Origin of the sequence: Herminiimonas aquatilis (assembly GCF_042665175.1) — a bacterium.
Lineage (GTDB): Bacteria > Pseudomonadota > Gammaproteobacteria > Burkholderiales > Burkholderiaceae_D > Oxalicibacterium > Oxalicibacterium aquatilis.
On record NZ_JBHTCC010000001.1, the window covers coordinates 248,792 to 274,085 of the forward strand.

Annotated in this window: 23 protein-coding genes; 7 read left to right on the plus strand and 16 right to left on the minus strand. The window is 53.6% G+C overall.

Annotation, left to right across the window (positions count from 1 at the left end; genetic code table 11):
• The first annotated feature begins 95 nt into the window (after nt 1-95).
• The 3 genes from putA (at nt 96) to ACFQO0_RS01235 (ending at nt 5,222) form a co-directional block, all read left to right on the plus strand.
• Nucleotides 96-3,776, plus strand: a complete 3,681-nt coding sequence (gene putA / locus ACFQO0_RS01225) for a bifunctional proline dehydrogenase/L-glutamate gamma-semialdehyde dehydrogenase PutA (RefSeq protein WP_382232230.1) — start codon at nt 96-98, stop codon at nt 3,774-3,776.
• A 277-nt stretch (nt 3,777-4,053) separates the two neighbouring features.
• Nucleotides 4,054-4,437, plus strand: a complete 384-nt coding sequence (locus tag ACFQO0_RS01230) for a hypothetical protein (protein ID WP_382232231.1) — start codon at nt 4,054-4,056, stop codon at nt 4,435-4,437.
• 20 nt (nt 4,438-4,457) lie between these two features.
• Nucleotides 4,458-5,222 (plus strand): YoaK family protein, encoded by a 765-nt coding sequence (locus ACFQO0_RS01235; RefSeq protein WP_382232232.1) that lies wholly within the window; start codon nt 4,458-4,460, stop codon nt 5,220-5,222.
• Between the two features lie 171 nt (nt 5,223-5,393).
• Here ACFQO0_RS01235 and clpB read toward each other — a convergent pair whose 3' ends face one another.
• The 8 genes from clpB to ACFQO0_RS01275 form a co-directional block, all read right to left on the minus strand.
• A complete protein-coding gene (clpB, locus tag ACFQO0_RS01240) occupies nt 5,394-7,976 on the minus strand; it encodes an ATP-dependent chaperone ClpB (protein WP_382232233.1) in 2,583 nt (860 codons plus the stop codon).
• A 174-nt stretch (nt 7,977-8,150) separates the two neighbouring features.
• On the minus strand, nt 8,151-8,522 hold the full coding sequence (gene crcB / locus ACFQO0_RS01245; protein WP_382233975.1) for a fluoride efflux transporter CrcB: 372 nt from the start codon (nt 8,520-8,522) through the stop codon (nt 8,151-8,153).
• Nucleotides 8,522-9,010 carry a molybdopterin synthase catalytic subunit MoaE gene (gene moaE / locus ACFQO0_RS01250; RefSeq protein WP_382232234.1) on the minus strand — a complete coding sequence of 163 codons (489 nt, stop codon included), beginning with the start codon at nt 9,008-9,010 and terminating at the stop codon, nt 8,522-8,524. The genes crcB and moaE overlap by 1 nt, the downstream gene beginning before the upstream one ends.
• A 51-nt stretch (nt 9,011-9,061) precedes the next feature.
• Nucleotides 9,062-9,319, minus strand: a complete 258-nt coding sequence (gene moaD / locus ACFQO0_RS01255; RefSeq protein WP_382232235.1) for a molybdopterin converting factor subunit 1 — start codon at nt 9,317-9,319, stop codon at nt 9,062-9,064.
• A gap of 36 nt (nt 9,320-9,355) precedes the next feature.
• A complete protein-coding gene (locus ACFQO0_RS01260) occupies nt 9,356-10,609 on the minus strand; it encodes a molybdopterin molybdotransferase MoeA (RefSeq protein WP_382232236.1) in 1,254 nt (417 codons plus the stop codon).
• A gap of 104 nt (nt 10,610-10,713) precedes the next feature.
• A complete protein-coding gene (gene thrC / locus ACFQO0_RS01265) occupies nt 10,714-12,174 on the minus strand; it encodes a threonine synthase (protein WP_382232237.1) in 1,461 nt (486 codons plus the stop codon).
• 270 nt (nt 12,175-12,444) lie between these two features.
• Nucleotides 12,445-13,755: a homoserine dehydrogenase gene (locus tag ACFQO0_RS01270; RefSeq protein WP_382232238.1), complete on the minus strand. Its 1,311-nt coding sequence runs from the start codon at nt 13,753-13,755 to the stop codon at nt 12,445-12,447.
• A 110-nt stretch (nt 13,756-13,865) separates the two neighbouring features.
• Entirely contained in the window at nt 13,866-15,089 is a 1,224-nt protein-coding gene (locus ACFQO0_RS01275) for a pyridoxal phosphate-dependent aminotransferase (RefSeq protein ID WP_382232239.1), read from the minus strand.
• A 288-nt stretch (nt 15,090-15,377) separates the two neighbouring features.
• On the opposite strand from ACFQO0_RS01275, the gene ACFQO0_RS01280 reads away from it, so the two are divergent.
• From ACFQO0_RS01280 to ACFQO0_RS01290, 3 genes are all read left to right on the plus strand, one after another.
• Complete coding sequence (locus ACFQO0_RS01280; RefSeq protein WP_382232240.1) at nt 15,378-15,752, plus strand: Mth938-like domain-containing protein; 375 nt, start codon at nt 15,378-15,380, stop codon at nt 15,750-15,752.
• A gap of 348 nt (nt 15,753-16,100) precedes the next feature.
• The gene (locus tag ACFQO0_RS01285) at nt 16,101-16,595 is read left to right on the plus strand and encodes a peroxiredoxin (RefSeq protein WP_382232241.1); all 495 of its coding nucleotides are present in this window, start codon (nt 16,101-16,103) and stop codon (nt 16,593-16,595) included.
• Nucleotides 16,596-16,819: 224 nt separating this feature from the next.
• Entirely contained in the window at nt 16,820-18,484 is a 1,665-nt protein-coding gene (locus ACFQO0_RS01290; protein WP_382232242.1) for a PhoH family protein, read from the plus strand.
• Nucleotides 18,485-18,567: 83 nt separating this feature from the next.
• On the opposite strand, the gene ACFQO0_RS01295 is transcribed toward ACFQO0_RS01290, so the two are convergent.
• The 7 genes from ACFQO0_RS01295 to rpsF form a co-directional block, all read right to left on the minus strand.
• The gene (locus ACFQO0_RS01295; protein ID WP_382232243.1) at nt 18,568-19,575 is read right to left on the minus strand and encodes an inorganic phosphate transporter; all 1,008 of its coding nucleotides are present in this window, start codon (nt 19,573-19,575) and stop codon (nt 18,568-18,570) included.
• A gap of 119 nt (nt 19,576-19,694) precedes the next feature.
• The gene (locus tag ACFQO0_RS01300) at nt 19,695-20,321 is read right to left on the minus strand and encodes a DUF47 domain-containing protein (RefSeq protein WP_112991431.1); all 627 of its coding nucleotides are present in this window, start codon (nt 20,319-20,321) and stop codon (nt 19,695-19,697) included.
• Between the two features lie 123 nt (nt 20,322-20,444).
• Entirely contained in the window at nt 20,445-21,830 is a 1,386-nt protein-coding gene (locus tag ACFQO0_RS01305; RefSeq protein WP_382232244.1) for a replicative DNA helicase, read from the minus strand.
• Nucleotides 21,831-21,941: 111 nt separating this feature from the next.
• Nucleotides 21,942-22,394, minus strand: coding sequence for a 50S ribosomal protein L9 (rplI, locus tag ACFQO0_RS01310; protein ID WP_382232245.1), 453 nt, complete (start codon nt 22,392-22,394; stop codon nt 21,942-21,944).
• A 25-nt stretch (nt 22,395-22,419) separates the two neighbouring features.
• The gene (rpsR, locus tag ACFQO0_RS01315) at nt 22,420-22,704 is read right to left on the minus strand and encodes a 30S ribosomal protein S18 (RefSeq protein ID WP_076591749.1); all 285 of its coding nucleotides are present in this window, start codon (nt 22,702-22,704) and stop codon (nt 22,420-22,422) included.
• 15 nt (nt 22,705-22,719) lie between these two features.
• Nucleotides 22,720-23,025 (minus strand): primosomal replication protein N, encoded by a 306-nt coding sequence (gene priB, locus ACFQO0_RS01320; RefSeq protein ID WP_382232246.1) that lies wholly within the window; start codon nt 23,023-23,025, stop codon nt 22,720-22,722.
• Nucleotides 23,026-23,049: 24 nt separating this feature from the next.
• Nucleotides 23,050-23,418, minus strand: a complete 369-nt coding sequence (gene rpsF, locus ACFQO0_RS01325; protein WP_382232247.1) for a 30S ribosomal protein S6 — start codon at nt 23,416-23,418, stop codon at nt 23,050-23,052.
• Nucleotides 23,419-23,687: 269 nt separating this feature from the next.
• On the opposite strand from rpsF, the gene lexA reads away from it, so the two are divergent.
• Nucleotides 23,688-24,350, plus strand: a complete 663-nt coding sequence (gene lexA / locus ACFQO0_RS01330) for a transcriptional repressor LexA (protein ID WP_382232248.1) — start codon at nt 23,688-23,690, stop codon at nt 24,348-24,350.
• Between the two features lie 125 nt (nt 24,351-24,475).
• Here the strand turns inward: lexA and ACFQO0_RS01335 are convergent, their stop codons facing one another.
• On the minus strand, nt 24,476-25,237 hold the full coding sequence (locus tag ACFQO0_RS01335) for an RNA methyltransferase (RefSeq protein ID WP_382232249.1): 762 nt from the start codon (nt 25,235-25,237) through the stop codon (nt 24,476-24,478).
• Nucleotides 25,238-25,294 lie beyond the last annotated feature (57 nt).

Sequence of the window (25,294 nt, forward strand, 5' to 3'; positions counted from 1 at the left end):
CCTTGGCAGCACAGGCTCGCTGCAGACACAGACCTGCCCTTCACATGACTTGCAGGTAAGATGGAAGCGAAGATTCACTCATACACGGTGCGTCTATGCCTATACCCAGCGCTTCCACGCCCTTCGCCGAAGAAATCATCGGCATGCCATCGCTATTGCGCACTGCCATCACCCGCGCTTGTCGGCGGGATGAAACAGACGCCGTCCAAGATTTGCTGCAACAAGTCAATACTGACCCTGCATTGCAAAGAACAACGCAGGCGCTGGCGCACAAACTGGTAGTAGCAGTTCGCGCCAGTCGCAGGCACACGTCCGGCATCGCGGCATTGATGCATGAATTCTCCTTGTCATCAGAAGAAGGCGTCGCGCTGATGTGCCTGGCCGAAGCAATGTTGCGCATTCCCGATCACGAGACTGCAGACCGCCTGATCGCGGACAAGATCGGTAACGCAGACTGGCAGCGCTATCTGGGCGCATCACCATCGCTGTTCGTCAATGCCGCCACCTGGGGTCTGCTATTGACTGGCAAGTGGGTCAACAGTGCGAGCCAGCACGATCTGGAGACGGCACTCACGCACCTGATCAACAAGGGCGGCGCGGCGCTGGTCCGCAAAGCCGTGGACCTGGCCATGCGCATGCTGGGCAACCAATTCGTCGTGGGCACAACCATAGAACAAGCGCTAGCCCATAGCCGTGAGCGCGAAGCACAAGGTTATCGCTACTCCTACGACATGCTGGGCGAAGCAGCAATGACGGCGGAAGATGCGGCGACTTACTATCAATCCTATGCCGCGGCGATACACGCGATAGGAAAAGCAAGCAAAGGTCGCGGCATCCGCAACGGCCCGGGAATTTCCGTCAAGCTGTCGGCCCTGCATCCACGCTATGTGAGGGCGCAGCGCACGCGCGTCATGCAGGAACTATTGCCGCGTTTGAAAAGCCTGCTTGTGCTGGCCAAACAATATGACATTGGCATCAATATCGATGCCGAAGAAGCCGACCGTCTGGAACTGTCGCTGGATCTGATGGTGGCACTGGCCTTTGCGCCCGAACTGGCGGGCTTCGATGGCCTTGGTTTTGTTGTGCAGGCATATCAAAAAAGGGCTCCTTATGTGATCGATTACCTGATCGATCTGGCGCAGCGCAGCGGCAGAAAATTCATGGTGCGACTGGTCAAGGGTGCGTACTGGGACACCGAAATAAAACGTGCGCAAGTCGAGGGACTCTCCGCTTATCCGGTGTATACGCGCAAGGCCTATACCGATCTTTCGTATCTGGTATGCGCGCAAAAATTGCTGGCGGCCGACAAGCTCATCTATCCACAATTCGCCACACATAATGCGTTGACGGTCGCGGCGATCTACCAGCAGGCCCTTGCGATGCAGGTCACGGATTATGAATTCCAGTGCCTGCATGGGATGGGGGATGCCTTGTACGACCAGATAGTGGGCGGCGATCAATTGAATGTACCTTGCCGCATTTACGCACCTGTCGGTTCCCACGAGACGCTGTTGCCCTACCTGGTGCGGCGCCTGCTGGAGAACGGCGCCAACTCGTCGTTCGTCAACCAGATCGTCGACAACAAAGTCACGCTCGCTACCTTGCTGAAAGATCCGGTGGCAAGCGCCAGCGAAACTGACGGTACACCGCATCCTGCCATCCCCTTGCCTGCCGCCATGTATGTACCGCAGCGCCGCAATTCGGCAGGCATAGACCTCAGCGACGAACATGCATTGCGCACACTCAGTGCGGGCTTGACCGTCTTTGGCGACCATCAATGGCATGCCATGCCCTTGCTCCCCAACACCCGCCCGCATACTTCATCGGCCGTAGTCATACGCAATCCGGCCGACCACGGCGATCTGGTCGGCACGGTACGGGAAGCCACGCCCGAGGAGGTGGAAAACGCACTGGCGTTGACCGCATCCGCTGTGCATGCGTGGCAAGCGACAGCACCGGCACAACGCGCAGCGATATTATGTAGAGCCGCAGAATTGCTCGAACAACACGGTGTGGAACTGATGGCGCTGGCGATCCGTGAAGCAGGAAAAACCCTGCCGAATGCGCTTGGCGAATTGCGCGAAGCAGTCGACTTCCTGCGTTATTACAGCGCGCAGATCGCTAACTCCGGTTATGCAAAGGCGCTCGGGCCGGTGGTCTGCATCAGCCCGTGGAATTTCCCCCTGGCGATTTTTATTGGGCAGATAAGCGCGGCGCTGGCGGCTGGCAATACCGTGCTGGCCAAACCCGCGGAACAAACGCCGCTGATCGCCTTCCGTGCAGTGCAACTGCTGCATCAGGCCGGCATACCGGAAGACGTTTTTCTCTTTGTGCCAGGACGAGGGGAGACAGTGGGCGCGCAGCTGGTTGCGGACGCAAGAGTATGCGGCGTCGTATTCACCGGCTCCACGCAAGTCGCACTGGGAATTAACCGAACGCTGGTGCAAAGAACGATCACTGAACAGAGAGAGATCGCATTGATCGCTGAAACCGGCGGACAGAATGCGATGATCGTCGACTCATCTGCATTGCCCGAGCAAGTGGTGCGCGACGTCATCACATCGGCCTTCGACAGTGCCGGACAGCGCTGCTCGGCGCTACGCGTGCTGTGTCTGCAAAGCGATATTGCCGAAGCCACGCTGCACATGCTGCATGGCGCATTGCGCGAATTGCAGGTAGGTCGTCCGGATCAACTGGCTACCGATATCGGCCCCGTCATAGACGAAGAGGCGCAATATGATCTGCAGGCTTACATAGACCACGCCCGTAGCGCGTCAAAAAAACTGACGCAGCTGGCACTGCCAGCGACTAGCGAGAAAGGGACGTTTATCGCGCCGACCATCATCGAAATCGACCGAATTACAGACTTGCAGCGTGAAGTGTTTGGTCCGGTATTGCACGTAGTACGCTATGCACGCGAAGACTTGCCTCAACTGCTTGACGACATCAATGCAAGCGGCTTTGGCCTGACGCTGGGCGTGCATACACGCATAGCTGAAACAATCGCCACCGTGGTCAATCACGCCCGAGTCGGCAACATCTATGTGAACCGGAATATCGTCGGCGCGGTGGTCGGCGTACAACCATTCGGCGGCGAAGGAAAATCCGGCACTGGCCCAAAGGCCGGTGGCCCGCTGTATCTGAAACGTCTGCAGAGCAACGCAGGCAATGACTTGCCTGCCGATGTGCCGAACAAGGAAGTTGAAAGCGCGAAGCAGCCGGTGGCCGAAACCGCGCTGGCGGCACTACTGTCGTGGAGCGAAGCCCGCAATTTCCCTGTACTCGCGGCGCACATACGCAACTATGCCTGCGGCAGCCTCACCGGACTAAGCCTGCCACTGCCCGGTCCCACCGGCGAACTCAACACCCTGCGCTTTGTCGCGCGCGACGCAATCCTTTGCATCGCCGACCATTCGAGCGCACTATTGAATCAACTTGCAGCAGTGCTGGCGACCGGCAATCAGGCAGTCTTGTTGCAAACGGCCGAAGCGCTATTGCCGGCCGATTTGCCCCAAGAGGTGCGCACCCAAATCCGCTTCATCACCAGTGTTCAAGGCTGCGATGACCTGGCAATGGCCCTTTATGAGTGCAGCACCAGCAGCAAACTGTCTGACGTGTTGACGGCCGTGGCTGCGCGCGACGGTGCTATCGTGCCGCTGCTTGCTACCAGCAGCGACGCACCCATCGCGCTATGGCGACTGGTGACAGAACGCACTGTCAGTATTAACACTACGGCGGTGGGCGGGAACGCCAGCTTGATGAGCATGGAAGGTTGATTCGATGCTGACTGCATACGGATGGCAAGGTATGGACAGATTGGCATCGCAGAGGGAACTAGGTGATCGAAATAACTGAGAGAAGCAACTGAGAGAAACAGCTGATAAATGAGTTAGTCGAAGCGCTAGGATCTTCAGCTTGATTCATGCAATCTATTTTTGTGCATATTGAGCTCGGTCAATATGCAGTGGGATTTCGGCGAGTATCGTAGGATTGTGCATACGGCAGGCGCCGTATCATCGATTACTGTTTGCATATAAAAAGTCAGGTGCTGTCATGTCTTTGAAGAATACCGAAGGCAATAATGTATTGCCCTTCAAACGTGTTGCCAAAGGAGCTACTCCCGCAGCAACGGCAATCTCGGAATTGAACGAGATGCTGATCATTTACGATCATTTGATCGCGCTGCTTAGGGAAACCGACAATGGCGACCTGGATTTTTTAACAGACAGTATTGTCAGTTCTGTCGTACGCTGCAGAGAGACGCTGGCAAACGGGATTGATGATAAAACCGGCCCACCGATGGCGAAGGAAATGAAAGACGGCCTGCACCAGATCCCCGGCGTATTACGCTCATTACTCCCCGGTCTTGGTCCTCGTTTGGGAGAAAGTCTGGAACACAAACTCGGTATCCAGTTTTCCCGCTACTCTTCGTCGTAGCGTCCAGTCACAAGGAAGACATGCAGCCCCTAGATTTTTTCAGACAGTTATCAGGCCAAACCCGAACTCTCCGCGCCAATCAGCAAATCGCAGTCGCACTGGCGTTTGTTGCAGGGGCCGTCAATGCCGGCGGCTTTCTGGCCGTGCACCAATACACGTCGCACATGACGGGTTTCATCTCCGCCGTCTCCGATAACCTGATACTCGGCAACGCCTTGCTGGTCATCGCGGGGATAGGCTCGATGATCTCCTTTATCAGCGGCGCAGCGGCCACCTCCATCATGGTCAACTGGGCCAGGCACCGCAATCTGCACAGCACCTATGCCCTTGTACTCGCAGCAGAATCCTTTCTTCTGCTGTTGTTCGGCCTGTTGGGCGCCAACCTCGACGCCTATCTCGACATCACGGTACCGCTCACGGTGATCCTGCTCTGCTTCATCATGGGTCTGCAAAACGCAGTCATGACCAAGATGTCGGATGCCGGCATACGCGCGACCCATCTCACCGGCGTGGTCACCGATCTCGGCATCGAACTGGGGAAAATGTTTTACTGGAACCACAGGAACGCCAGAAACGCCGAAGGCTATGTACGCGCCCGCCATGAAAAAGTGATCTTCTACGTCGCGCTACTCACGATATTTTTTATCGGTGGCATTCTCGGTGCCGTTGGCTTCAAGTACCTAGGCTACAGCACGGTGCTGCCGCTCGCACTCATCCTGTTTGTGATTGCGTTGATGCCACTTGTTGATGATGCATTCGTGCGCTTTCGCGGCTTGCGTGCCTAGGACGATAGGCATCTTACGTATGACATAAAGCGCAAGGTCTTCCCACCTGCGTTGATGTGAATACAAACAACATTGAAAAATAAAGGGCGGAAAAGCATTTCGCTTTTCCGCCCTTTATTTTCATTGCAGCTTGTCATTCCCGCCTGTGCGGGAATGACGACTACACAGCTTTCAAACAGCTTTCACAAACGCCAGCTCGCCATTTTCGACAGTGACCTTGATCACATCCTTGGGCCCAAACTTGCCTTCCAGGATCGCCTTCGACAATGGATTTTCGATCTGATGCTGAATCGCGCGTTTCAATGGACGTGCGCCATACACAGGATCGAAACCGGCTTCGGCAATCTTTTGCAGCGCTTCTTCTGACATGTCCATAGACATATCCATGCGTGCCAGGCGTTGCTCCAGCGTCGCCAACTGAATCTTCGCGATCGAGCCGATATTCTTTTCATCGAGCGCGTGGAAGACGACGATTTCGTCAATACGGTTGATGAACTCGGGACGGAAATGTCCTTGCACTTCAGCCATCACCGCCATCTTGATCAATGCAGGGTCACTGCCTTCCATCGATTGAATCTTGTGTGAGCCCAGATTCGATGTCATCACAATGACGGTGTTCTTGAAATCGACGGTGCGCCCTTGTCCATCCGTCATGCGGCCATCGTCCAGCACTTGCAGCAAGACATTGAATACATCTGGATGCGCCTTCTCGATCTCGTCGAGCAGGATCACGCAGTAGGGCTTGCGTCGCACGGCTTCGGTCAGATAACCACCCTCTTCGTAGCCGACATAACCCGGGGGCGCACCGATCAGTCTTGCGACTGAATGCTTCTCCATGAATTCGCTCATGTCGATGCGGATCAGCGAATCTTCGGTGTCGAACAGGAAAGATGCGAGCGCCTTGCACAGCTCGGTCTTACCCACGCCGGTAGGTCCAAGGAACATGAACGAACCGTATGGCCGATCGGGATCACCTAGACCGGCGCGCGAACGGCGGATCGCGTCGGACACGGCAACAATCGCTTCGTGCTGACCGACCACGCGCTTGTGCAAAGCGTCTTCCATCTGCAGCAGCTTCTCGCGTTCGCCCTGCATCATGCGTGACACGGGAATACCGGTGGCGCGCGACACAACTTCGGCGATTTCTTCCGCGCCGACCTGGGTGCGTACCAGTTGCGGCCTGCCTGCGGTAGCTTCACCAGTGACGGCATTCTTCAACTGCGCGTCCAGCTCAGGCAAGGTCTTGTATTGCAACTCGGACACACGCTGCCAATCGCTCTTGCGCGTGGCTTCTTCCATTTGCAGGCGCGCTTTTTCTATCGCTTCCTTGATGTGCTGGCTGCCTTGCGCTGCGGATTTTTCAGCTTTCCAGATTTCTTCCAGATCGGCATATTCGCGACCGAGTTTTGCAATCTCTTCCTCGATCAATGCCAGGCGTTTTTGCGATGCCTCGTCTTTTTCTTTCTTGATCGCTTCACGTTCAATCTTCAATTGAATGACGCGTCGGTCCAGCCGGTCCATGACTTCTGGTTTGGAATCGATCTCGATCTTGATCTTGGCCGCCGCCTCATCGATCAGGTCGATCGCCTTGTCCGGCAGGAATCTATCGGTGATGTAGCGATGCGACAGTTCTGCCGCCGCGACGATGGCGGGATCGGTAATGTCGACGCCATGATGGACTTCGTATTTTTCCTGCAGGCCGCGCAGGATGGCGATGGTCGCTTCTACCGTCGGTTCGTCAACAATAACTTTTTGAAAGCGGCGTTCCAGCGCGGCGTCTTTCTCTATGTATTTGCGGTATTCGTCGAGCGTGGTCGCGCCTACGCAATGCAGTTCGCCACGCGCCAACGCCGGCTTGAGCATATTGCCGGCATCCATTGCACCTTCGGCCTTGCCGGCGCCCACCAATGTATGCATTTCATCGATGAAGACAATGGTCTGGCCTTCGTCCTGTGCGAGTTCGGTCAATACCGCTTTCAGACGTTCTTCAAACTCGCCGCGATATTTGGCACCCGCCAGCAGCGACGCCATATCGAGCGACAGCACGCGCTTGCCTTTGAGGCTTTCCGGCACTTCGCCGTTGACGATACGCTGCGCCAGACCTTCGACGATCGCGGTCTTACCCACGCCAGGTTCACCGATCAATACCGGATTGTTTTTGGAACGGCGTTGCAGGATCTGGATGGTGCGACGGATTTCGTCGTCGCGGCCGATGACGGGATCAAGCTTGCCGGCGCGCGCGCGCTCGGTCAGATCCATCGTGTATTTTTTCAATGCTTCGCGCTGGCCTTCACCCTCTGCGGAATCCACCTTGCTGCCGCCACGCACGGCCTTGATCGCTGCTTCCAGCGCCTTGCGGGTCAGACCGTTTTCACGCGCAATCTTGCCGGCGTCGGACTTGTCTTCGGTCAATGCCAGCAACAGCATTTCGGTGGCGATGAATTCATCGCCGTGCTTTTGCGATTCCTTGTCGGCGAGGTTAAGCAGTGACGTCAGGTCGCGTCCGATCTGCACCTGGCCGGCGTTGCCGGAGACCTTGGGCAGGCGCTCCAGCGCACTCTTGAGCGCAGTCACCATGCCATTGATATTGGCACCGGCGCGCTGCAGCAGCGAGCGTGTGCTGCTGTCATCCTGGCTTAGCAGGGCGACGAGTACGTGTACCGGCTCTATGTATTGATTGTCGTTGCCGACTGCATGACTTTGCGCATCAGCGAGCGCTTCTTGCAACTTGGTGGTCAATTTATCTAGACGCATTGCATTTCTCCATCGGTAAATCGTTCATGCAGGGAAAAATTGGGTCGTACACCCTTTTTTCAAGTATGGCGTTGCGCCATATGGAAACGGATATAAAACGAGTATGAATCGAATATGAGCGACAAGAGGGAATTGTGACGAAAATCCCCGGCGCATGCATGCGCTAGATCAAATTCAGGCAAATGCCTTGTAGGTCGCAAAACCGGCAATGCAGAAAAGAATCGAGCCGACCAGGTGCAGCATGATGTGCCCCAGCGCCCAAAGGTAATCGCCGCGTTGCAGCAGCAGGACGGCTTCGGCTGAAAAAGTGGAAAAAGTAGTCAGGCCGCCGAGAAAACCGGTAATGGCGAACAGGCGCCACTCCGGCGGAATGCCTGGATGGCTGCTGAAAAAGGCAACTGCAAGGCCGACCAGATAACCGCCAGCCAGATTGGCAAACACGGTACCCAAGGGGATTTGCGGATTGACCAGGTTAAACCACAGGCCCAGCCACCAGCGCAGCCACGCACCCATCGCGGCACCTGCGCCAACGGCGAGCCAGCTCATCATTTGCCGGCGTCCTTGTGGTCGTCTGTGCTCGATACTGCCGCCCATTTCGCCAGCGCCGTATCGTCAGTGGAACGTGCGTCTACCCAGCGTGCGCCTTGCGGTGTTTGTTCCTTCTTCCAGAACGGCGCATCGGTTTTCAGGTAATCGATGATGAATTCGCAGGCGGAGAATGCCTCGCCGCGATGCGCGGAGGTAACGGCGACGAGAACGATTTGCTCCAGCGGCAGCAAAGGTCCGATGCGGTGGATCACCAGCGCATCGAAAATCGGCCAGCGCGCCCTGGCTTGCTCGACGATGTTCTGCAGGGCTTTTTCGGTCATGCCCGGATAGTGCTCGAGCTCCATCTCTGCCACGCTGGAACCGTCGTTCATGTCGCGCACAGTACCGATGAAAGTAACAACCGCACCCACTTGCGGGCTGTTGGCGCGCAAGTCTGCGACTTCTTTGCTGACATCAAAATCTTCGGTTTGAACGCGGATCGCCATGATTTATATTGCCTTGCCTGTTTATCTGCTTGAAGTACTTGATCAGCCCAATCAGCCGCCAGTGACTGGAGGGAAAAATGCGACCTCGCCACCATCCTTGATGACGGCCGATGCATCTGTCATTTCCTGATCGTAAGCCATGCGCAAGGAACGTTTGTCAGCCAGCGCTTCGGCCCATACGCCGCCGCGTTGCTGCAAAAATGCACGCACGCCGCCCACGGTAGTCACCTCTGCCGGCACGCTCAGTGATTCTTGAGATACGCCCAGTGCTTCACGTACGCTGGCAAAAAATCGAAGTTGAATGTTCATGTTGAATGGTTTTCTACTCTGTTTTTTAATGACACATCAGTGCATTAAATCACTGAAGGAAATAAAGCGCACGAGGTCGCCTTTCGCAATCGTGTTGCCGGGCGGATTATCAATCAAGCCATCGCCCCACACGGTCGACGTCAGCACGCCGGAACTCTGGTTGGCGAATAGATCTAGGCCGCCTTCAGCATTGATTTTCGCACGCAAAAATTCATTGCGTCGATCGCCTTTCGGCAACTCAAAATCAGCCCGCATCGCATAGGCTTTCGGCGCGACATCAGCCACACCTTGCAGGCGCAGAATGAAAGGACGGACAAACAGCAGAAAGGTAACAAAACTCGACACCGGATTACCCGGCAAGCCCAGGAAAAACGCGGTGTCGTTCGTCGTGCCGGATGTGCCTGCGCGCCTGACCTCGCCAAACGCGAGCGGCTTGCCCGGCTTGACGGCGATCTGCCACATGTTCAAATGTCCTTCGGCCTCTACCGCCGGCTTGATGTGATCTTCTTCGCCCACCGATACACCGCCGGACGTGATAATCAGGTCGTGTTCGGCCGCGGCACGGCGCAATGTGTCGCGCGTGGCAGCCAGTGTGTCCGGCACGATGCCGTAGTCGGTGATATCGCAACCGAGATTTTCCAGCAAACCGCGCAAGGTAAATTTATTCGAGTTATAGATCGCGCCCGGCTTCAATGCATCACCCGGCATCGCGAGTTCGTCACCGGTGAAAAAGACAGCGACGCGCAATTTACGCACGACCGGCACTTGCGCCAGGCCGACCGACGCCGCCAGGCCCATCTCTTGCGCACGCAAACGCTGGCCTGCCGACAGGATCGTACTGCCAGCGCGTATGTCTTCGCCGGCACGGCGTATCCATTCGCCGGATTGCGGTGTGTGCTTGACGGTCACCAGATCGCCCTCGGCATCTTTCGATGCGACGCAGACTTCCTGCATCACGACGGCATCCGCGCCTTGAGGAATCATGGCACCGGTAAAGATGCGCGCCGCGCACCCGGCTTGCAGCGGCTGGCCGACATGGCCGGCAGGAATGCGCTGACTGACGCGCAACACGGCTGCACCGCTGATGCAATCAGCGGCGCGCACGGCATAACCATCCATGGAAGTATTGTCGACCGGCGGCACATCCAGTTGCGACGTTTGCGCCACGGCAAGAATGCGGCCATTGGCTTCCAGCGTAGGCAGAATGTTCGTTTCCGTAATCTGTCTTGCCGAAGCAAGCAGAAAGGCTAATGCTTCGGCAACGCTCAACATCGGTTTTGGCTCAGTCATGCTTGCCTCGAAAATCGGTTGATGGAACACGCGAGAATAAGACTCTTGAAGAATGATCATGCAAAGACCCGGCAGCGTTCAGCGCTGCGGAGTCAGCAACTATCTTACAGCCCGGTATGCGTAGCGATGAAGGCTTTCATCTTGTCGATATCGGTCGTCATTACTTCAAAGCGCTGCGGCAAATCTTCAATATTCTCAAAGCCGGCTGGACGTTCCGCATCGCGGTCCAGGGCCTCGCGTATGGTTTCGTTGAACTTGGCGGCCAATGCGGTTTCCAGCACGATCATGGTCACGCCTGGTGTCAGATGTTCGCGCGCGACTTTGACGCCGTCAGCCGTGTGCGTATCGATAATCAGGTCGTACTTGGCTTGCAGGTCGCGGATGGTCACGAGACGATCTGCGTGTGTCGATTTACCCGAAATGAAACCGAACTTTGCAATATTCTTGAATTCATCGCCATCGCTACCCGGCTTGCCGGACAAGTCGAAACCGCCTTGCGTTTCCACTTTCTGGAACAGCGCGCGCACGCGTTCACCATCGCGATCCAGCAAATCGAAGATGAAGCGTTCGAAATTGGAAGCCTTGCTGATATCCATGCTCGGGCTGGTGGTGTGATACGTCTCTGCCGATTTGCGCACGCGATAGACACCGGTGCGGAAGAACTCATCCAGCACGTCGTTTTCATTGGTTGCCGCAACCAGTTGATGTATCGGCAGCCCCATCATGCGTGCAATGTGACCAGCGCAGATATTGCCGAAATTACCGGATGGCACCGTGAACGAAACCTTTTGTTCGTTACTGGTGGTCGCGCTCAGATAACCGCGGAAGTAGTAAATGACTTGTGCAACGACGCGTGCCCAGTTGATCGAGTTGACCGTGCCGATTTTTTTCTGCAACTTGAATTCGTGATCATTCGACACCGCCTTGACCATATCCTGGCAATCGTCGAATACGCCGTCGACGGCGATATTGAAAATATTCGGGTCCTGCAGACTGAACATTTGCGCCGTTTGAAATGCACTCATCTTCTTGTGCGGCGACAACATGAAAACACGTATGCCTTTTTTGCCGCGCATGGCATATTCGGCCGCGCTGCCGGTGTCGCCGGAAGTCGCGCCGAAAATATTCAATTCCGCATGCTGCTTGGCCAAGGTGTACTCGAACAGATTGCCGAGTAATTGCATCGCCATGTCCTTGAATGCCAGCGTCGGGCCGTTCGACAGTGCTTGCAACAGCAGCTTGCTGCCGTCTTTCTCTTCAACCAAGCGCAGCGGCGTGATACGCGCAGCCTCTTCGCCGTGACGGACATTACGATACACATCGGCGGTGTAGGTCTTGTGCACCAATGCATGCAGATCCGCTTCCGGAATATCGGTAGCGAATTTCTTCAATACTTCAAATGCCAGATCGGCATAAGACAGCGTGCGCCAGGCATCGAGTTCTGCACTAGTGACTTGTGGATATTCGGCTGGCAAATACAAACCGCCATCAGGCGCCAGACCACCAAGAAGAATTTGGGAAAAGGACTGGGCAGCGGACGCACCGCGGGTCGAGATATATTGCATGTCGTGGTATAGGGTAAATAGCAATGAAAGCAACTGCCATTATAACGTGGTCACACCCTGCCCCACAGCGCTTTTGCCATTCTGCTCAGATACACATTCCCGACCATGGATCGCCGAGGTGCAATCGGGAAACATGATACGGCCATAACGGCTAACCTCCTGTACCGTCGCTTATGTTGAATACGCCGCTATGGCATCAACTGCACATCCCTAGCAGACATAAAAAAAGCGCTCATACGAGCGCTTTTTTACGACTGGACGAATTCAACATCAGCTCAAATGTTCAAGACGGATCTTGGTGACTTTACCCAGAACGGTAGGCAAGGCTTCGATCTTCTTGATCGCGGCTTCAACATTTTTCTCCTGAGTCTGATGCGTCAACATGATGATGTCGGTTTGGGTCTCACCTAGCGCCGGTTCTTTTTGCAGCATGGCGTCGATGGAAATTGTCGATTCGGCCAGGATGCTGGTGACATTCGCCAGCACGCCGAGTTTGTCCGCCACATGCATGCGCAGGTAGTAGCTGGTCGTCACTTCGGAAATAGGCAGGATAGGCGTATCCGTCATCGAATGCGGCTGGAATGCCAGATGCGGCACACGATGCGCTGGCTGTGCATCGGCTAGACGTGTGATATCGACCAGATCGGCGATCACGGCAGAAGCGGTAGGTTCTGCACCCGCACCTTTGCCGTAATACAAAGTTGCGCCAACTGCGTCGCCTTGTACCAGGACTGCATTCATCGCGCCTTCAACGTTGGCAATCAGACGCTTGGCAGGAATCAGGGTCGGATGCACGCGCAACTCTATACCGTGCGGTGTACGTTTGGCGATGCCGAGCAACTTGATGCGGTAACCGAGTTGTTCTGCATAGCGGATATCGACCGCTTCCAGCTTGGTGATGCCTTCCACATGCGCTTTGCCGAACTGCACTGGAATACCGAATGCAATTGCCGCCATCAGTGTCGCCTTGTGGGCAGCATCGACGCCTTCGATATCGAAGGTCGGATCGGCTTCGGCGTAACCGAGGCGTTGCGCTTCTTTCAAAACGGTATCGAAGTCCAGGCCCTTGTCGCGCATTTCGGACAGGATGAAATTGGTAGTGCCATTAATGATGCCGGCGATCCATTCAATACGGTTTGCGGTCAGGCCTTCGCGCAAGGCCTTGATGATAGGGATGCCGCCAGCCACCGCTGCTTCGTAGGCGACCATCACGCCTTTTGCTTGCGCAGCCTTGAAAATTTCATCGCCATGAATGGCCAGTAAGGCCTTGTTGGCGGTGACCACATGTTTACCGTTGGCAATCGCCTTCAGGACCAAATCCTTGGCAATGCCGTAACCGCCTATCAATTCGATGACGATATCGATGTCTGGATTATTGACCACCAGGTTGCCGTCATTGACGACTTCGCACTGCGCGCCGACCAGCTCCTTGGCACGTGCGACATCCAGATCCGCCACCATGACTATCTCAATGCCGCGTCCGGCGCGACGGGAAATTTCTTCCTGATTGCGCTTCAAGACATTGAATGTACCTGCACCTACGGTGCCGATGCCGAGCAAACCTACTTTGATGGATTTCATAATTTCTGCTTAGTATTTTTGCTTGAATTTCTGCTTGATAAATATCGGATGAAGCGACTATCGCAGTACATGTGCCAGTCGATCCGGCGGGCACATCTGCTGCGAAGAACTCAGCCCAGGCGTTTGCGATAGCCTTCGAGGAAATGCGCAATCCGGCCAATCGCCACTGTCAAATCGTCGGAATTCGGCAGGAATACTACCCTGAAATGATCAGGCGTCGGGCAATTGAAACCCGTACCCTGCACGATCAACACGCTTTCCTCTGCCAGCAATTGATAGGCAAAATCCTGATCGTCCTTGATCGGGTACATCTTGGGATCAAGACGCGGGAACATGTACAGGGCCGATTTCGGCTTAACGCAGGTCACACCCGGAATTTCCGTCAACAACTTGTGCGCCAGATCGCGCTGACGCAACAATCGTCCACCCGGGCCGACCAAATCATTGATGCTTTGATAGCCGCCGAGCGCGGTTTGAATTGCGTATTGGCCAGGCACATTGGCGCACAGGCGCATCGATGCCAGCATGTTCAAGCCTTCGATGTAATCCTTGGCGTAACGCTTCTCGCCCGACACGATCATCCAGCCAGCGCGATAGCCGCAAGCGCGGTAGTTTTTTGACAAGCCGTTAAAGGTTATGAACAACACATCGTCAGCCAGCGATGCCAGCGAGGTATGTGTCTCGCCGTCATACAACACCTTGTCGTAGATTTCATCCGCGAAAATAATCAGTTGATGCTGACGCGCGACTTCCACGATTTGCTGCAGCAATTCAACCGGATACAGCGCACCGGTCGGATTGTTCGGATTGATGACAACAATCGCCTTGGTATTCGAATTGATCTTCTTCTTGATATCTTCGATGTCCGGGAACCAGCCGGCCTGCTCATCGCAAACGTAGTGCACAGGCGTGCCGCCGGACAAGCTGACTGCCGCAGTCCATAACGGGTAATCAGGCGAAGGTACCAGTACTTCATCGCCGGTATTGAGCAAGGCATTGACACTCATCACGATCAGCTCGGATGCGCCGTTGCCGAGATAAATATCATCGATGGTCACGCCGGCGATTTTCTTTTCCTGCGTGTACTGCATGATCGCCTTGCGCGGCGCAAACAGGCCTTTGGAGTCGGTATACCCCGACGCATTCGACATGTTGCGGATCATGTCTTGCACGATCTCATCAGGTGCATCGAAACCAAAAGTAGCCAGATTGCCGATGTTGAGCTTGATGATCTTGTGACCGTCTTCCTCCATCTGGCGCGCTTTCTCCAGCACGGGTCCGCGTATGTCATAACAAACATCAGCCAGTTTTTTCGATTTTTGAATCGGTCGCACAGCAAGTATTCCTTGTTATTTTTTAGAGCTATCGATCAGATCGGATAAGTTCTAATGAAAACGCCGGTTCGTCACAGCCGTCGATCCAAGATCGACAGCCGGAGTCCGGCGAAAAAATGACGGCTGCAATGCTGCAGCGCGAAAGAGGTCCATTTTGCCGAAAGCGACCGATTTTATCAATCGATAAAGGCTGGTTTAAAGCTGAAAACGTTACAATAAGCGTTCTTTATCTTCTAACTATCGGAATTAGGCCCCCTCAATTCCGGTTTACATTCAGCCCATACCGTTATGAAGCTTCACAACACCAGCACCCAGCAATATCAAACCGTTACGTCGTATGAAGAAAATGGCGTAGAAATCAATCTGATCCCGTTTAATACAAGCTTGGTCGTCCTGCCAGAAATCGCACCGGCCCCTTGGTCTGTTAGCTCTTTCGATGCGCTGACGATAGAGAATTTTGAGCAGATCAACGCGATCTCACCAGACGTGGTCATACTAGGCACCGGCATACGCCAACGCTTTGTACACCCGCGCCTGACAGCCCCGCTGACGGCACGCCGCATCGGTGTCGAATGCATGGATAACCAGGCAGCTTGCCGCACCTACAATATCCTGATGGCAGAAGGCCGCAAGGTTGCGCTGGCATTGATTTTTGAAGTGTGACACTACAGCAGCACGCTGACTATTGCCGGATGTAATGTAGCGCCACCGCGACCACTCCTGCTGAACCTGCATCCGCTATGTGAAACCGCCCTGGCGCCCTGAACTATCCCGCAAAATCATTGTCATTTCCTTACTGCAGTATCAACCTTGATACTGTACTGATTCGAAGCACAAGGAAAGAAGAAGAAAAATTTTCAAGTTTCGTTGCTTGAAGGATAAAAACTCGCCCCCATGTTCGCTTCTGGCCGCATAATTTATTTTCATTCACATACGGGAATGACAACAAATCGATAGGTTCCAGTGCGCTACGCGCAGCGCCGTTACCATCGACAGAGAGAGTGATAACAAATGGATCAAGACACATCTGTGGCAGAGCACCCTTCCGCACTCAACAAGACCGTACCGGAATTCTCCGCCGCAATGACCGGCGATCAGACATTTCATCTATCTGATTACAAAGGAAAAAAAATCGTCCTTTACTTCTATCCAAAGGACAATACGCCCGGTTGCACGACAGAAGGTATTCAGTTCCGAGAAATGTATCCGCAGTTCCAGCAAGCCAATGCTGAAATTTTCGGTGTCAGCCGTGACAGCATCCGTTCGCACGAAGGCTTCAAGGCGAAACTGGAAATGCCTTTCCAGCTGATTTCAGATCCGGATGAAACGCTGTGTGCGATGTTTGATGTCATGAAGATGAAAAATATGTATGGCAAGAAAGTGCGCGGCATCGAACGCTCAACTTTTATCATTGACGAGTCAGGCAAATTGGTGAAAGAATGGCGTGGAGTGAAAGTGCCTGGACACATCGATGAAGTACTGGAGTTTGTGAAGGCTCTTGCATAGGTTTGCAGAAACCCATTGAATTCAAAAGAATTTTTCTTCAAGAAAGCCGTTTGCGGATGTGGCCACGGGCCCGCCCAAACGGCTTTTTTACTTTTCGATTTGTATCGTCTTCGTTTTTTCACCGCTGCATCTGTCGTTCAATCCACCCCTCCATCTGTTTTTCGCACCTTTGTCACCGCTTGTACCCGTTTTCATGTTTCCAAACTTACTAGATCGAGGTCCTGATGCCCCTGCCTAAATTACCGACCAAGCCTGCCGCACTGCTGTCACCGCAAGACTATCCGAAGGCGGATAAGGACAAGATTGTCAAAGCACTGACATTGATTGAGCCGGCAGCGCGCCAGAATACACCGACGACAGCGCCCGTACCTGTACGCGCAAAAATCGCTGACAAAGCCCCTGCAGAAAAGACGCGTGCCGTTTCTGCACAAACCGTGGCATTGGCACCGAAATCCGGTAGCCGCCGCCCCGTAGACAAATCCGGCGTCAAAAAATTGTTTGTACTGGATACCAATGTGCTGATGCACGATCCGACATCCTTGTTCCGTTTTGAAGAGCACGACGTCTATCTGCCCATGATGACGCTGGAAGAACTCGACGATCACAAAAAAGGTATGTCGGAGGTCGCACGCAGCGCACGTCAGGTATCGCGCTCACTGGACGCACTCGTCAGCGGAGTCGAAGAAAATGCAATCGATGAAGGCATTCCTTTATCGAAGCTGGGTAATAAAGATGCCAAGGGCCGTTTGTTCTTCCAGACCAAATTGCAAAACGTCACCCTGCCGGAAGGCCTGCCTATGGGCAAGGCCGACAATCAAATTCTGGGTGTGGTGCGTGCATTGGAGGCGCAATATCCGGGGCGCCCTATCGTGCTGGTGTCGAAAGACATCAATATGCGCATCAAGGCCCGCGCGATGGGCTTGCCGGCGGAAGAGTACCTCAATGATCACGTGCTGGAAGATACCGACTTGCTGTATTCCGGCATCATGCAATTGCCGGATGACTTCTGGGTCAAGCATGCGAAGGGTATGGAATCGTGGCAAGAGAACAAGCACGGTACCGGTTATACCTTCTACCGACTCAGTGGTCCGGTCGTTCCGGCAATGCTGGTCAATCAGTTCGTCTTCATGGAACCGAAGAACGGTGAAGCGTCGTTCTATGGACTGGTACGCCAGATCAATGGCAAAACCGCCGTCATCCAGACCCTGCGTGACTACGCACACACAAAAAACAGCGTGTGGGGCGTGACTGCTCGCAACCGTGAACAGAATTTTGCACTGAATCTGCTGATGGATCCGGAATGCGACTTCGTCACGCTACTAGGCCAGGCCGGCACCGGTAAAACCTTGCTGGCACTGGCAGCAGGCCTGGCGCAGGTACTGGAAACCAAGCTCTACAGCGAAATCATCGTCACCCGCGTAACAGTGCCGGTCGGCGAAGACATCGGCTTCCTGCCTGGGACGGAAGAAGAAAAGATGTCGCCATGGATGGGCGCTTTCGACGATAACCTGGAAGTGCTGAACAAGTCCGACAACGATGCCGGTGAATGGGGTCGTGCCGCAACGCAAGACCTGATTCGCTCCCGCATCAAGATCAAGTCGCTCAATTTCATGCGCGGCCGCACCTTCGTCAACAAGTTCCTGATCATCGACGAAGCGCAAAACTTGACGCCCAAGCAGATGAAAACACTGGTGACACGCGCGGGTCCGGGTACCAAGATCATTTGCCTGGGTAACATCGCGCAAATCGATACGCCTTACCTGACCGAGGGTTCCAGTGGCTTGACTTATGTTGTCGATCGCTTCAAGGGTTGGGGGCACGGCGGCCACGTCACGCTGGCACGCGGCGAACGTTCGCGTCTGGCTGATCACGCCAGCGAAGTGCTGTAACAGCTTAAGTCGTCACATACAAAAAAGCCTGCTGAATCAGCAGGCTTTTTTTATGGATCAATCCGTCGCTTGCGGCGAACGCATTACATGATCATCGTGCCTAGCCACCATGCGATCGCTGCGACAAAGGCCGACGCAGGAATCGTGAATATCCATGCCCAGACGATGTTGCCGGCGACGCCCCAGCGCACTGCCGACATTTTGCGCGATGCGCCGACACCGACGATCGCACCGGTAATCGTATGCGTGGTCGAAACCGGTACGCCGATCGCGGTCGCCAGAAACAAGGTGATCGCACCACCGGTTTCAGCACAGAAACCGCCTACAGGCTTCAACTTGGTGATCTTTTGCCCCATGGTCTTGACGATGCGCCAGCCACCGAACAAGGTGCCCAAACTGATAGCGCTATAGCAGCTGATGACAACCCACCATGGCAATGCTTCGTCAACTGTCGAGACGCCGGCGGCGATCAACAACATCCAGATAATGCCCATGGTTTTTTGTGCATCGTTACCGCCATGACCGAGGCTATACATTGCGGCCGAAACCAGTTGCAAGCGTCGGAACCATTTGTCCACACTGCGAGGCGTAGAGCGAACAAACAACCACGACACCAGAATCATCATCAGCGAACCAAAAATAAATCCGAGCAATGGTGACAAGACGATGAAGGCGATAATCTTCAACAAGCCCGATGCGATCAATGCATCCGTACCGGACTTGGCCACGGCGGCCCCCACCAGGCCACCGATCAAGGCGTGTGACGATGAAGATGGCAGCCCGAAATACCAGGTCAGGGCATTCCAGAAAATCGCACCCATCAAGGCGCCGAACACTACGTAATGATCAATAACGATAGGATCGATCGTGCCCTTGCCGATCATCGATGCCACTTTGAGGTGGAAAACACCAATCGCGATGAAGTTGAAAAATGCTGCCATCATCACCGCGTTTTGCGGCTTCAGGACACCAGTCGATACCACAGTCGCAATCGCGTTTGCTGCATCGTGAAAGCCATTCATGAAATCGAACACCAGCGCCAGTGCAATCAACGCGGCGAGGACATAAATGCTCATGGTAAGAGTTTGCATGGAATTTTAATTTCTGTTCTATCTGCACGGGGAGCCAACGATGTCGGCAACCGCAAAACCTGCAATACGTGACTCGGCAAAGTACCCGAGCCAGATGCAATCAAAATACGTTTAAATTCTCAAGCGTTTTCGACGATGATGCCTTCGATAATGTTGGCAACGTCTTCGCAACGATCGGTTACGGTTTCCAGCAATTCGTAAATCGCTTTCAGCTTGATGAGGTTACGTACGTCCGGTTCTTCACGGAACAGCTTGGACATCGCTGCGCGCATCACGTGATCGGCATCGGATTCCAGGCGATCGATTTCCTGGCAGATCGCCAGGATTTCACGCGAGTTATCCATGTTATGCAGCAAGGCAACCGCTGCCTTTACTTTTTCGGTGCAAGCCAGACACAATTCGGCCAGACGTTTTGCTTCCGGCGTGATGGCCTTGATGTCATACAAGGAAATAGTTTGTGCGGCATCCTCGAGCAAATCGAGAATGTCATCCATGCGCGTGATCAATTGGTGAATATCGTCACGATCCAGCGGCGTGATGAAAGTCTTGTGCAGCGCGTCCAGCGTTGCATGTGTCACCTTGTCAGCCTGCTTTTCGATACCCTCGATCGCATGCACACGGATTTCAAGGTCGTCGAAATTAGTCATCAGGGCCACCATCTCTTTTGCACCCTTGACACAAAATTCTGCGTGCTCATTGAAGAGATCGAAAAATTTGCCTTCTTTAGGCATCAGTCGTCCAAACATGATTACTCTCTTTGAATATTAAAATGTTGAAATGAAGTGTTCCGCACGCAATGCTTTGGTGCCGCAGGAAAAATTTAAAATATCTGAAATTATTTTTATCATCAGTTGCACATCAAGCGCGTATCAATCGCCTTGATAAAGCGCAGCAGAACCAGTGTAATTTTCAAACTTGGTGTACTGCCCGAGAAAGGTCAGACGTACACTACCTATCGGGCCGTTACGCTGTTTGCCGATAATGATTTCGGCTGTGCCTTTATCCGGAGAATCGGGGTTGTACACTTCGTCGCGATAGATGAACAAAATCACGTCGGCATCCTGCTCGATAGCGCCGGATTCACGCAAGTCAGACATCACAGGACGCTTGTTCGGGCGCTGCTCCAGTGAACGATTCAACTGTGAAAGTGCGATCACCGGGCAATTCAATTCTTTGGCCAAACCCTTCAAGCTACGCGAAATTTCAGAAATTTCCGTAGCACGATTTTCGCCGGATGAATTGGCAGACATCAGTTGTAGGTAATCGATGATGATCAGGCCGAGCTTGCCACATTGACGAGAAAGGCGACGCGCACGTGCGCGCAATTCGATCGAATTCAGCGCAGGCGTTTCATCAATAAACAATTGTGCATCGTTCATCTTTTGAATCGCATGGGTCAGGCGTGGCCAGTCTTCATCGACTAGGCGCCCGGTACGCAAACGATGCTGATCGAGGCGTCCAACCGAACCCAGCATACGCATCGCCAATTGGGTGCCGCCCATTTCCATCGAGAAGACCGCGACCGGCAAACCGCTTTCAATTGCCACCGTTTCACCGATGTTGATCGAGAATGCGGTTTTACCCATAGATGGGCGACCGGCGACGATAATCAGATCGCCAGGTTGCAAGCCTGATGTCATGCGGTCCAGGTCCGCAAACCCGGTAGGCACACCGGTGATATCGCTGGTGCTATCGCGGCTGTATAGTTCGTCGATACGCTCAACGACTTGCGTCAGCAGCGGTTGAATCTCTTGAAAACCCTGAGCGCCGCGTGCCCCCTCTTCCGCAATGGCAAAAATCTTGGACTCGGCTTCGTCCAGCATCTGCTTGACTTCCTTGCCCTGCGGATTGAATGCATTGCCGGAAATTTCATCCGACACGGTAATGAGTTTGCGTAGCACGCCACGGTCGCGCACGATCTCGGCGTAACGCCGGATATTGGCGGCGGACGGCGTATTTTGCGCCAGCGCATTGAGGTAAGAAACGCCACCTATCTCATCTGCCTTGCCGCTATTCGTCAGCGCTTCAAAAACAGTGATGACGTCAGCCGGACGCGACGCATTGATCAACTTGACGATGTGTTGAAAGATGATGCGGTGATCGTAGCGATAAAAATCGTCCTGATGGACGAAGTCGGCGATCCTGTCCCACGCTGCATTGTCTAGCAGCAAACCGCCAAGGACCGATTGCTCGGCCTCTATCGAGTGCGGGGGAACACGGAGGGAATCTACTTGCGGATCAGCACGGTTGTTCATGGCGCGAATTATACCTGCTAGGAGTGAGCGCTTTGGGAAAATGGGCAATAAAAAAGCCGGGAAAACCCGGCTTTTTAGCGGCAGCAAGTGCCAGACAACTTTTTAACAAACTTAAGCTTGTTCGCCTACGACAGAGATCGTGACTTCGATCACTACGTCTGTGTGCAACGAAACTGACACAACGTGCTCGCCAGTGGTTTTCAGCGGGCCGGTTGGCAAGCGAACTTGCGCCTTTTCAACTGCGAAACCTTGTTTGGTCAACGCTGCAGCGATATCGGCATTGGTTACCGAACCGAACAAACGGCCGTCAACACCCGATTTTTGCGAAACTTGAACAGTTTGACCTGTCAATTTTTCGCCTTGTGCTTGCGATGCTGCCAATTTTGCAGCGGCGATTTTTTCCAGTTCTGCGCGCTTGACTTCGAATTCAGCAACTGCAGCGGTCGTCGCACGACGAGCTTTGCGTTGTGGAATCAGGAAGTTACGTGCGTAGCCGTCTTTAACTTTAACGACTTCACCGAGGTTGCCGAGATTAACGACTTTTTCTAACAAAATGATTTGCATGTTTTTCTCCTATTGCAGTCGTTAATTAAGCGTGGTGCAAATCGGTGTACGGCAACAACGCGAGGAAACGTGCGCGTTTGATTGCTGTATCGACTTGACGTTGATAGATTGCTTTGGTGCCGGTCAAGCGTGCTGGCATGATTTTGCCGTTTTCTTGAACGAAATCTTTCAGTGTGTCCACGTCTTTGTAGTCAACTTGTTCTACATGTGCGGCTGTAAAGCGGCAGAATTTTTTACGCTTGAACAAAGGGTTTTGTTGTTTGCGTTTTTCTTTGAGTTTGCTTTTGTCGAATTTTTTACCGAATGCCATTTTGGGCTCCTGTATCTAAATGTGGGTCTCGAAATCTGTGAGATGGAAAACAAGGCTTTTGCTGTTACGGCTCTTACGTGCCAGGAAACCGGTGAACTGAAATGTCCCGCCTAACTCGGCTTGATTAAATCTGCCTGAAATTTCTCCCGCGGCAATCGCGGCAATCTCAAACTCGACCAATCGTGGAACACCTGCTTCATTCTGTTGCGAACTGTGCAGCAAAACTGCTGACACAATCGGGACACCGGCCGGTGTGTAGCGCAAAATTTCACGCTCGGCGATGGTGGCTACGATTTTGCAATGATTCTGAAGCTGATTCACTCTCCTGATACGTCGTTGCAATAATTAGGCAGCAGGAGCCTCGGTACGATGGCTCTTGGCAGCATCTTCCTTCTGCACAGCCTTCATCATTGGCGACGGCGCTGTTTCAGCCTTCTTCATTTTCACTGTCAGATGGCGCAGAACGGCATCGTTGAATTTGAAGCCGGTTTCGATTTCAGCCAGTGTTTCGCCATCACATTCGATGTTCAGGCAGACGTAGTGGGCTTTAGCCAGTTTTTGGATCAGGTACGCCATTTGACGGCGACCCCAGTCTTCCACGCGATGAACAACACCACCGCGTGTGGTGACGATGCCTTTGTAGCGTTCGATCATTGCGGGCACTTGCTCGCTTTGATCCGGATGGACGATAAATACGATTTCATAATGACGCATGTAAGCTCCTTTTGGACGGATTGAAGATTGCCCACCTCGGCGTCAAGACGAGTGTGGGAAGAGGGAAACCCGCAATCATACGCGCAGAAGCAGGAAAACTCAACGCTTTCAAGCATTTATCGCAGGCAATCGCTTATGTTTTCTGGATAAACAGACGAATCTGCTTGCGTTTAGCCATGCACTGTATAAAAATACAGACTGTTTATATAGACAGTCTGTCGCACCATATGTTCTTCACGTGCATACACATTCCAAGCTAGGCTTACCCGATGATCAAATTGACTGCCCGCCAGGAACAAATCCTGAACCTCATTCGCGATGCGATAGAAAATACCGGCTTCCCCCCTACCCGTGCAGAAATAGCAACGGAACTCGGTTTTCGTTCTGCCAATGCGGCAGAAGAGCATTTGCAGGCACTGGCGCGCAAAGGCGCGATCGAGATTTCACCCGGCACCTCACGCGGCATTCGTCTGCGCGATGTCGGTAGCAATGGTGAAGAACGTTATCCCGGCAGACAGATGGCCTTGCCCCATCCCGCATTGATGCAATTAAGTCTGCCGCTGGTCGGACGCGTTGCCGCCGGCTCACCTATTCTGGCGCAAGAACATATTGAAGCGACTTATAACGTAGATAAGTCGCTGTTCTCTGCCAAACCCGACTATTTGCTGAAAGTGCGTGGAATGTCCATGCGCGATGCCGGCATACTCGATGGCGATCTGCTGGCAGTGAAAAAAGTCGATAGCGCAAAAAACGGTCAGATCGTCGTGGCACGTCTGGGTGATGACGTTACCGTGAAGCGTTACAAGAAGACAGGCTCCTTGATTGAACTGTTACCGGAAAATCCTGATTTTCAAACGATCCGCGTCGATCTTGAACACGATGATTTTGCGCTGGAAGGATTGGCAGTAGGTTTGATGCGTAGCTGGCACTGAACCGCTAAAGTAAGAATCGCGGTTTTGCTGCTTATCTCAAATAATCTCGAACAGCGCCGCGAAGTATCGTGAATGACGCATTGCTCCGCATCAAGCACGTGCATCCAGCAAAATGCAGCGTATTTTTATTTCTTGCACTTCGCCAGAATCTGTTTCGCAATCCCACGCAAAATATTGACCTCTTCCGTTTCGAGCTGGGTGCGGGAAAATAGACGCTTCAGCCGCGGCATCAACTTCTTCGGATTGTCTGCATCAAGAAAGTCGATAGCCACCAGCGCCTGTTCCAGATGCGCATACATGCCATCGATCTGCGTCGTATGCGCCGCCTCCCCTTGAAATCCGATATTGCCAGTTACCGCAGGTGTGTCACCGATCGCTGCCATACGCGCCTCGTACGCCAATACCTGCACGGCTTGTGCCAGGTTCAATGAAGAATAATCCGGGTTAGCCGGAATGTTGATCAGCACATTACATTTTTCAACGATCTCATTCGGCAAACCAAAACGCTCATTGCCGAAGATCACCGCGCCACGCAAGCCAGACTCTTCATTCAATCGCGTCGCCAAGGCGCGCGGGGAAATAACCGGTGGTGAAAACTCACGCAAGCGCGCGGTCACGGCCGCCGCAAAGTTGCAATCAGTCAGCGCCTCTTCCATCGAACCCACTATGCGCACCGCTGCCAATACATCATTGGCACCGCTGGCAAAAGCCACGGCTTCCTCCTGTTTTGCAGCATCGGAAAAACGCGGATTTACCAGCACCAGCTCGGTAAAACCCATATTTTTGATCGCGCGTGCAGCAGCGCCGATATTGCCGGGACGGCTGGTTTCCACCAGGACAAAACGCAGGCGATTGAAAAGAGGCGTGTCAGTTTGGGGCAGGTTCATTTAAAATAGCGGCATTGCGCGGTAGGAATCATGTCGAAATGGCATCTCCATACCGCA

Coding starts and splice junctions, on each gene's coding strand:
- rpsF (WP_382232247.1), bottom strand. CDS start 23,418: ATGCGTCATTATGAAATCGTATTTATCGTCCATCCGGATCAAAGCGAG.
- ACFQO0_RS01260 (WP_382232236.1), bottom strand. CDS start 10,609: ATGACTGAGCCAAAACCGATGTTGAGCGTTGCCGAAGCATTAGCCTTT.
- ACFQO0_RS01295 (WP_382232243.1), bottom strand. CDS start 19,575: ATGCAAACTCTTACCATGAGCATTTATGTCCTCGCCGCGTTGATTGCA.
- ACFQO0_RS01335 (WP_382232249.1), bottom strand. CDS start 25,237: ATGAACCTGCCCCAAACTGACACGCCTCTTTTCAATCGCCTGCGTTTT.
- ACFQO0_RS01285 (WP_382232241.1), top strand. CDS start 16,101: ATGGATCAAGACACATCTGTGGCAGAGCACCCTTCCGCACTCAACAAG.
- crcB (WP_382233975.1), bottom strand. CDS start 8,522: ATGAGCTGGCTCGCCGTTGGCGCAGGTGCCGCGATGGGTGCGTGGCTG.
- ACFQO0_RS01290 (WP_382232242.1), top strand. CDS start 16,820: ATGCCCCTGCCTAAATTACCGACCAAGCCTGCCGCACTGCTGTCACCG.
- ACFQO0_RS01270 (WP_382232238.1), bottom strand. CDS start 13,755: ATGAAATCCATCAAAGTAGGTTTGCTCGGCATCGGCACCGTAGGTGCA.
- ACFQO0_RS01305 (WP_382232244.1), bottom strand. CDS start 21,830: ATGAACAACCGTGCTGATCCGCAAGTAGATTCCCTCCGTGTTCCCCCG.
- clpB (WP_382232233.1), bottom strand. CDS start 7,976: ATGCGTCTAGATAAATTGACCACCAAGTTGCAAGAAGCGCTCGCTGAT.
- ACFQO0_RS01230 (WP_382232231.1), top strand. CDS start 4,054: ATGTCTTTGAAGAATACCGAAGGCAATAATGTATTGCCCTTCAAACGT.
- ACFQO0_RS01235 (WP_382232232.1), top strand. CDS start 4,458: ATGCAGCCCCTAGATTTTTTCAGACAGTTATCAGGCCAAACCCGAACT.
- thrC (WP_382232237.1), bottom strand. CDS start 12,174: ATGCAATATATCTCGACCCGCGGTGCGTCCGCTGCCCAGTCCTTTTCC.
- rpsR (WP_076591749.1), bottom strand. CDS start 22,704: ATGGCATTCGGTAAAAAATTCGACAAAAGCAAACTCAAAGAAAAACGC.
- moaE (WP_382232234.1), bottom strand. CDS start 9,010: ATGGCGATCCGCGTTCAAACCGAAGATTTTGATGTCAGCAAAGAAGTC.
- lexA (WP_382232248.1), top strand. CDS start 23,688: ATGATCAAATTGACTGCCCGCCAGGAACAAATCCTGAACCTCATTCGC.
- ACFQO0_RS01300 (WP_112991431.1), bottom strand. CDS start 20,321: ATGTTTGGACGACTGATGCCTAAAGAAGGCAAATTTTTCGATCTCTTC.
- rplI (WP_382232245.1), bottom strand. CDS start 22,394: ATGCAAATCATTTTGTTAGAAAAAGTCGTTAATCTCGGCAACCTCGGT.
- moaD (WP_382232235.1), bottom strand. CDS start 9,319: ATGAACATTCAACTTCGATTTTTTGCCAGCGTACGTGAAGCACTGGGC.
- putA (WP_382232230.1), top strand. CDS start 96: ATGCCTATACCCAGCGCTTCCACGCCCTTCGCCGAAGAAATCATCGGC.
- ACFQO0_RS01280 (WP_382232240.1), top strand. CDS start 15,378: ATGAAGCTTCACAACACCAGCACCCAGCAATATCAAACCGTTACGTCG.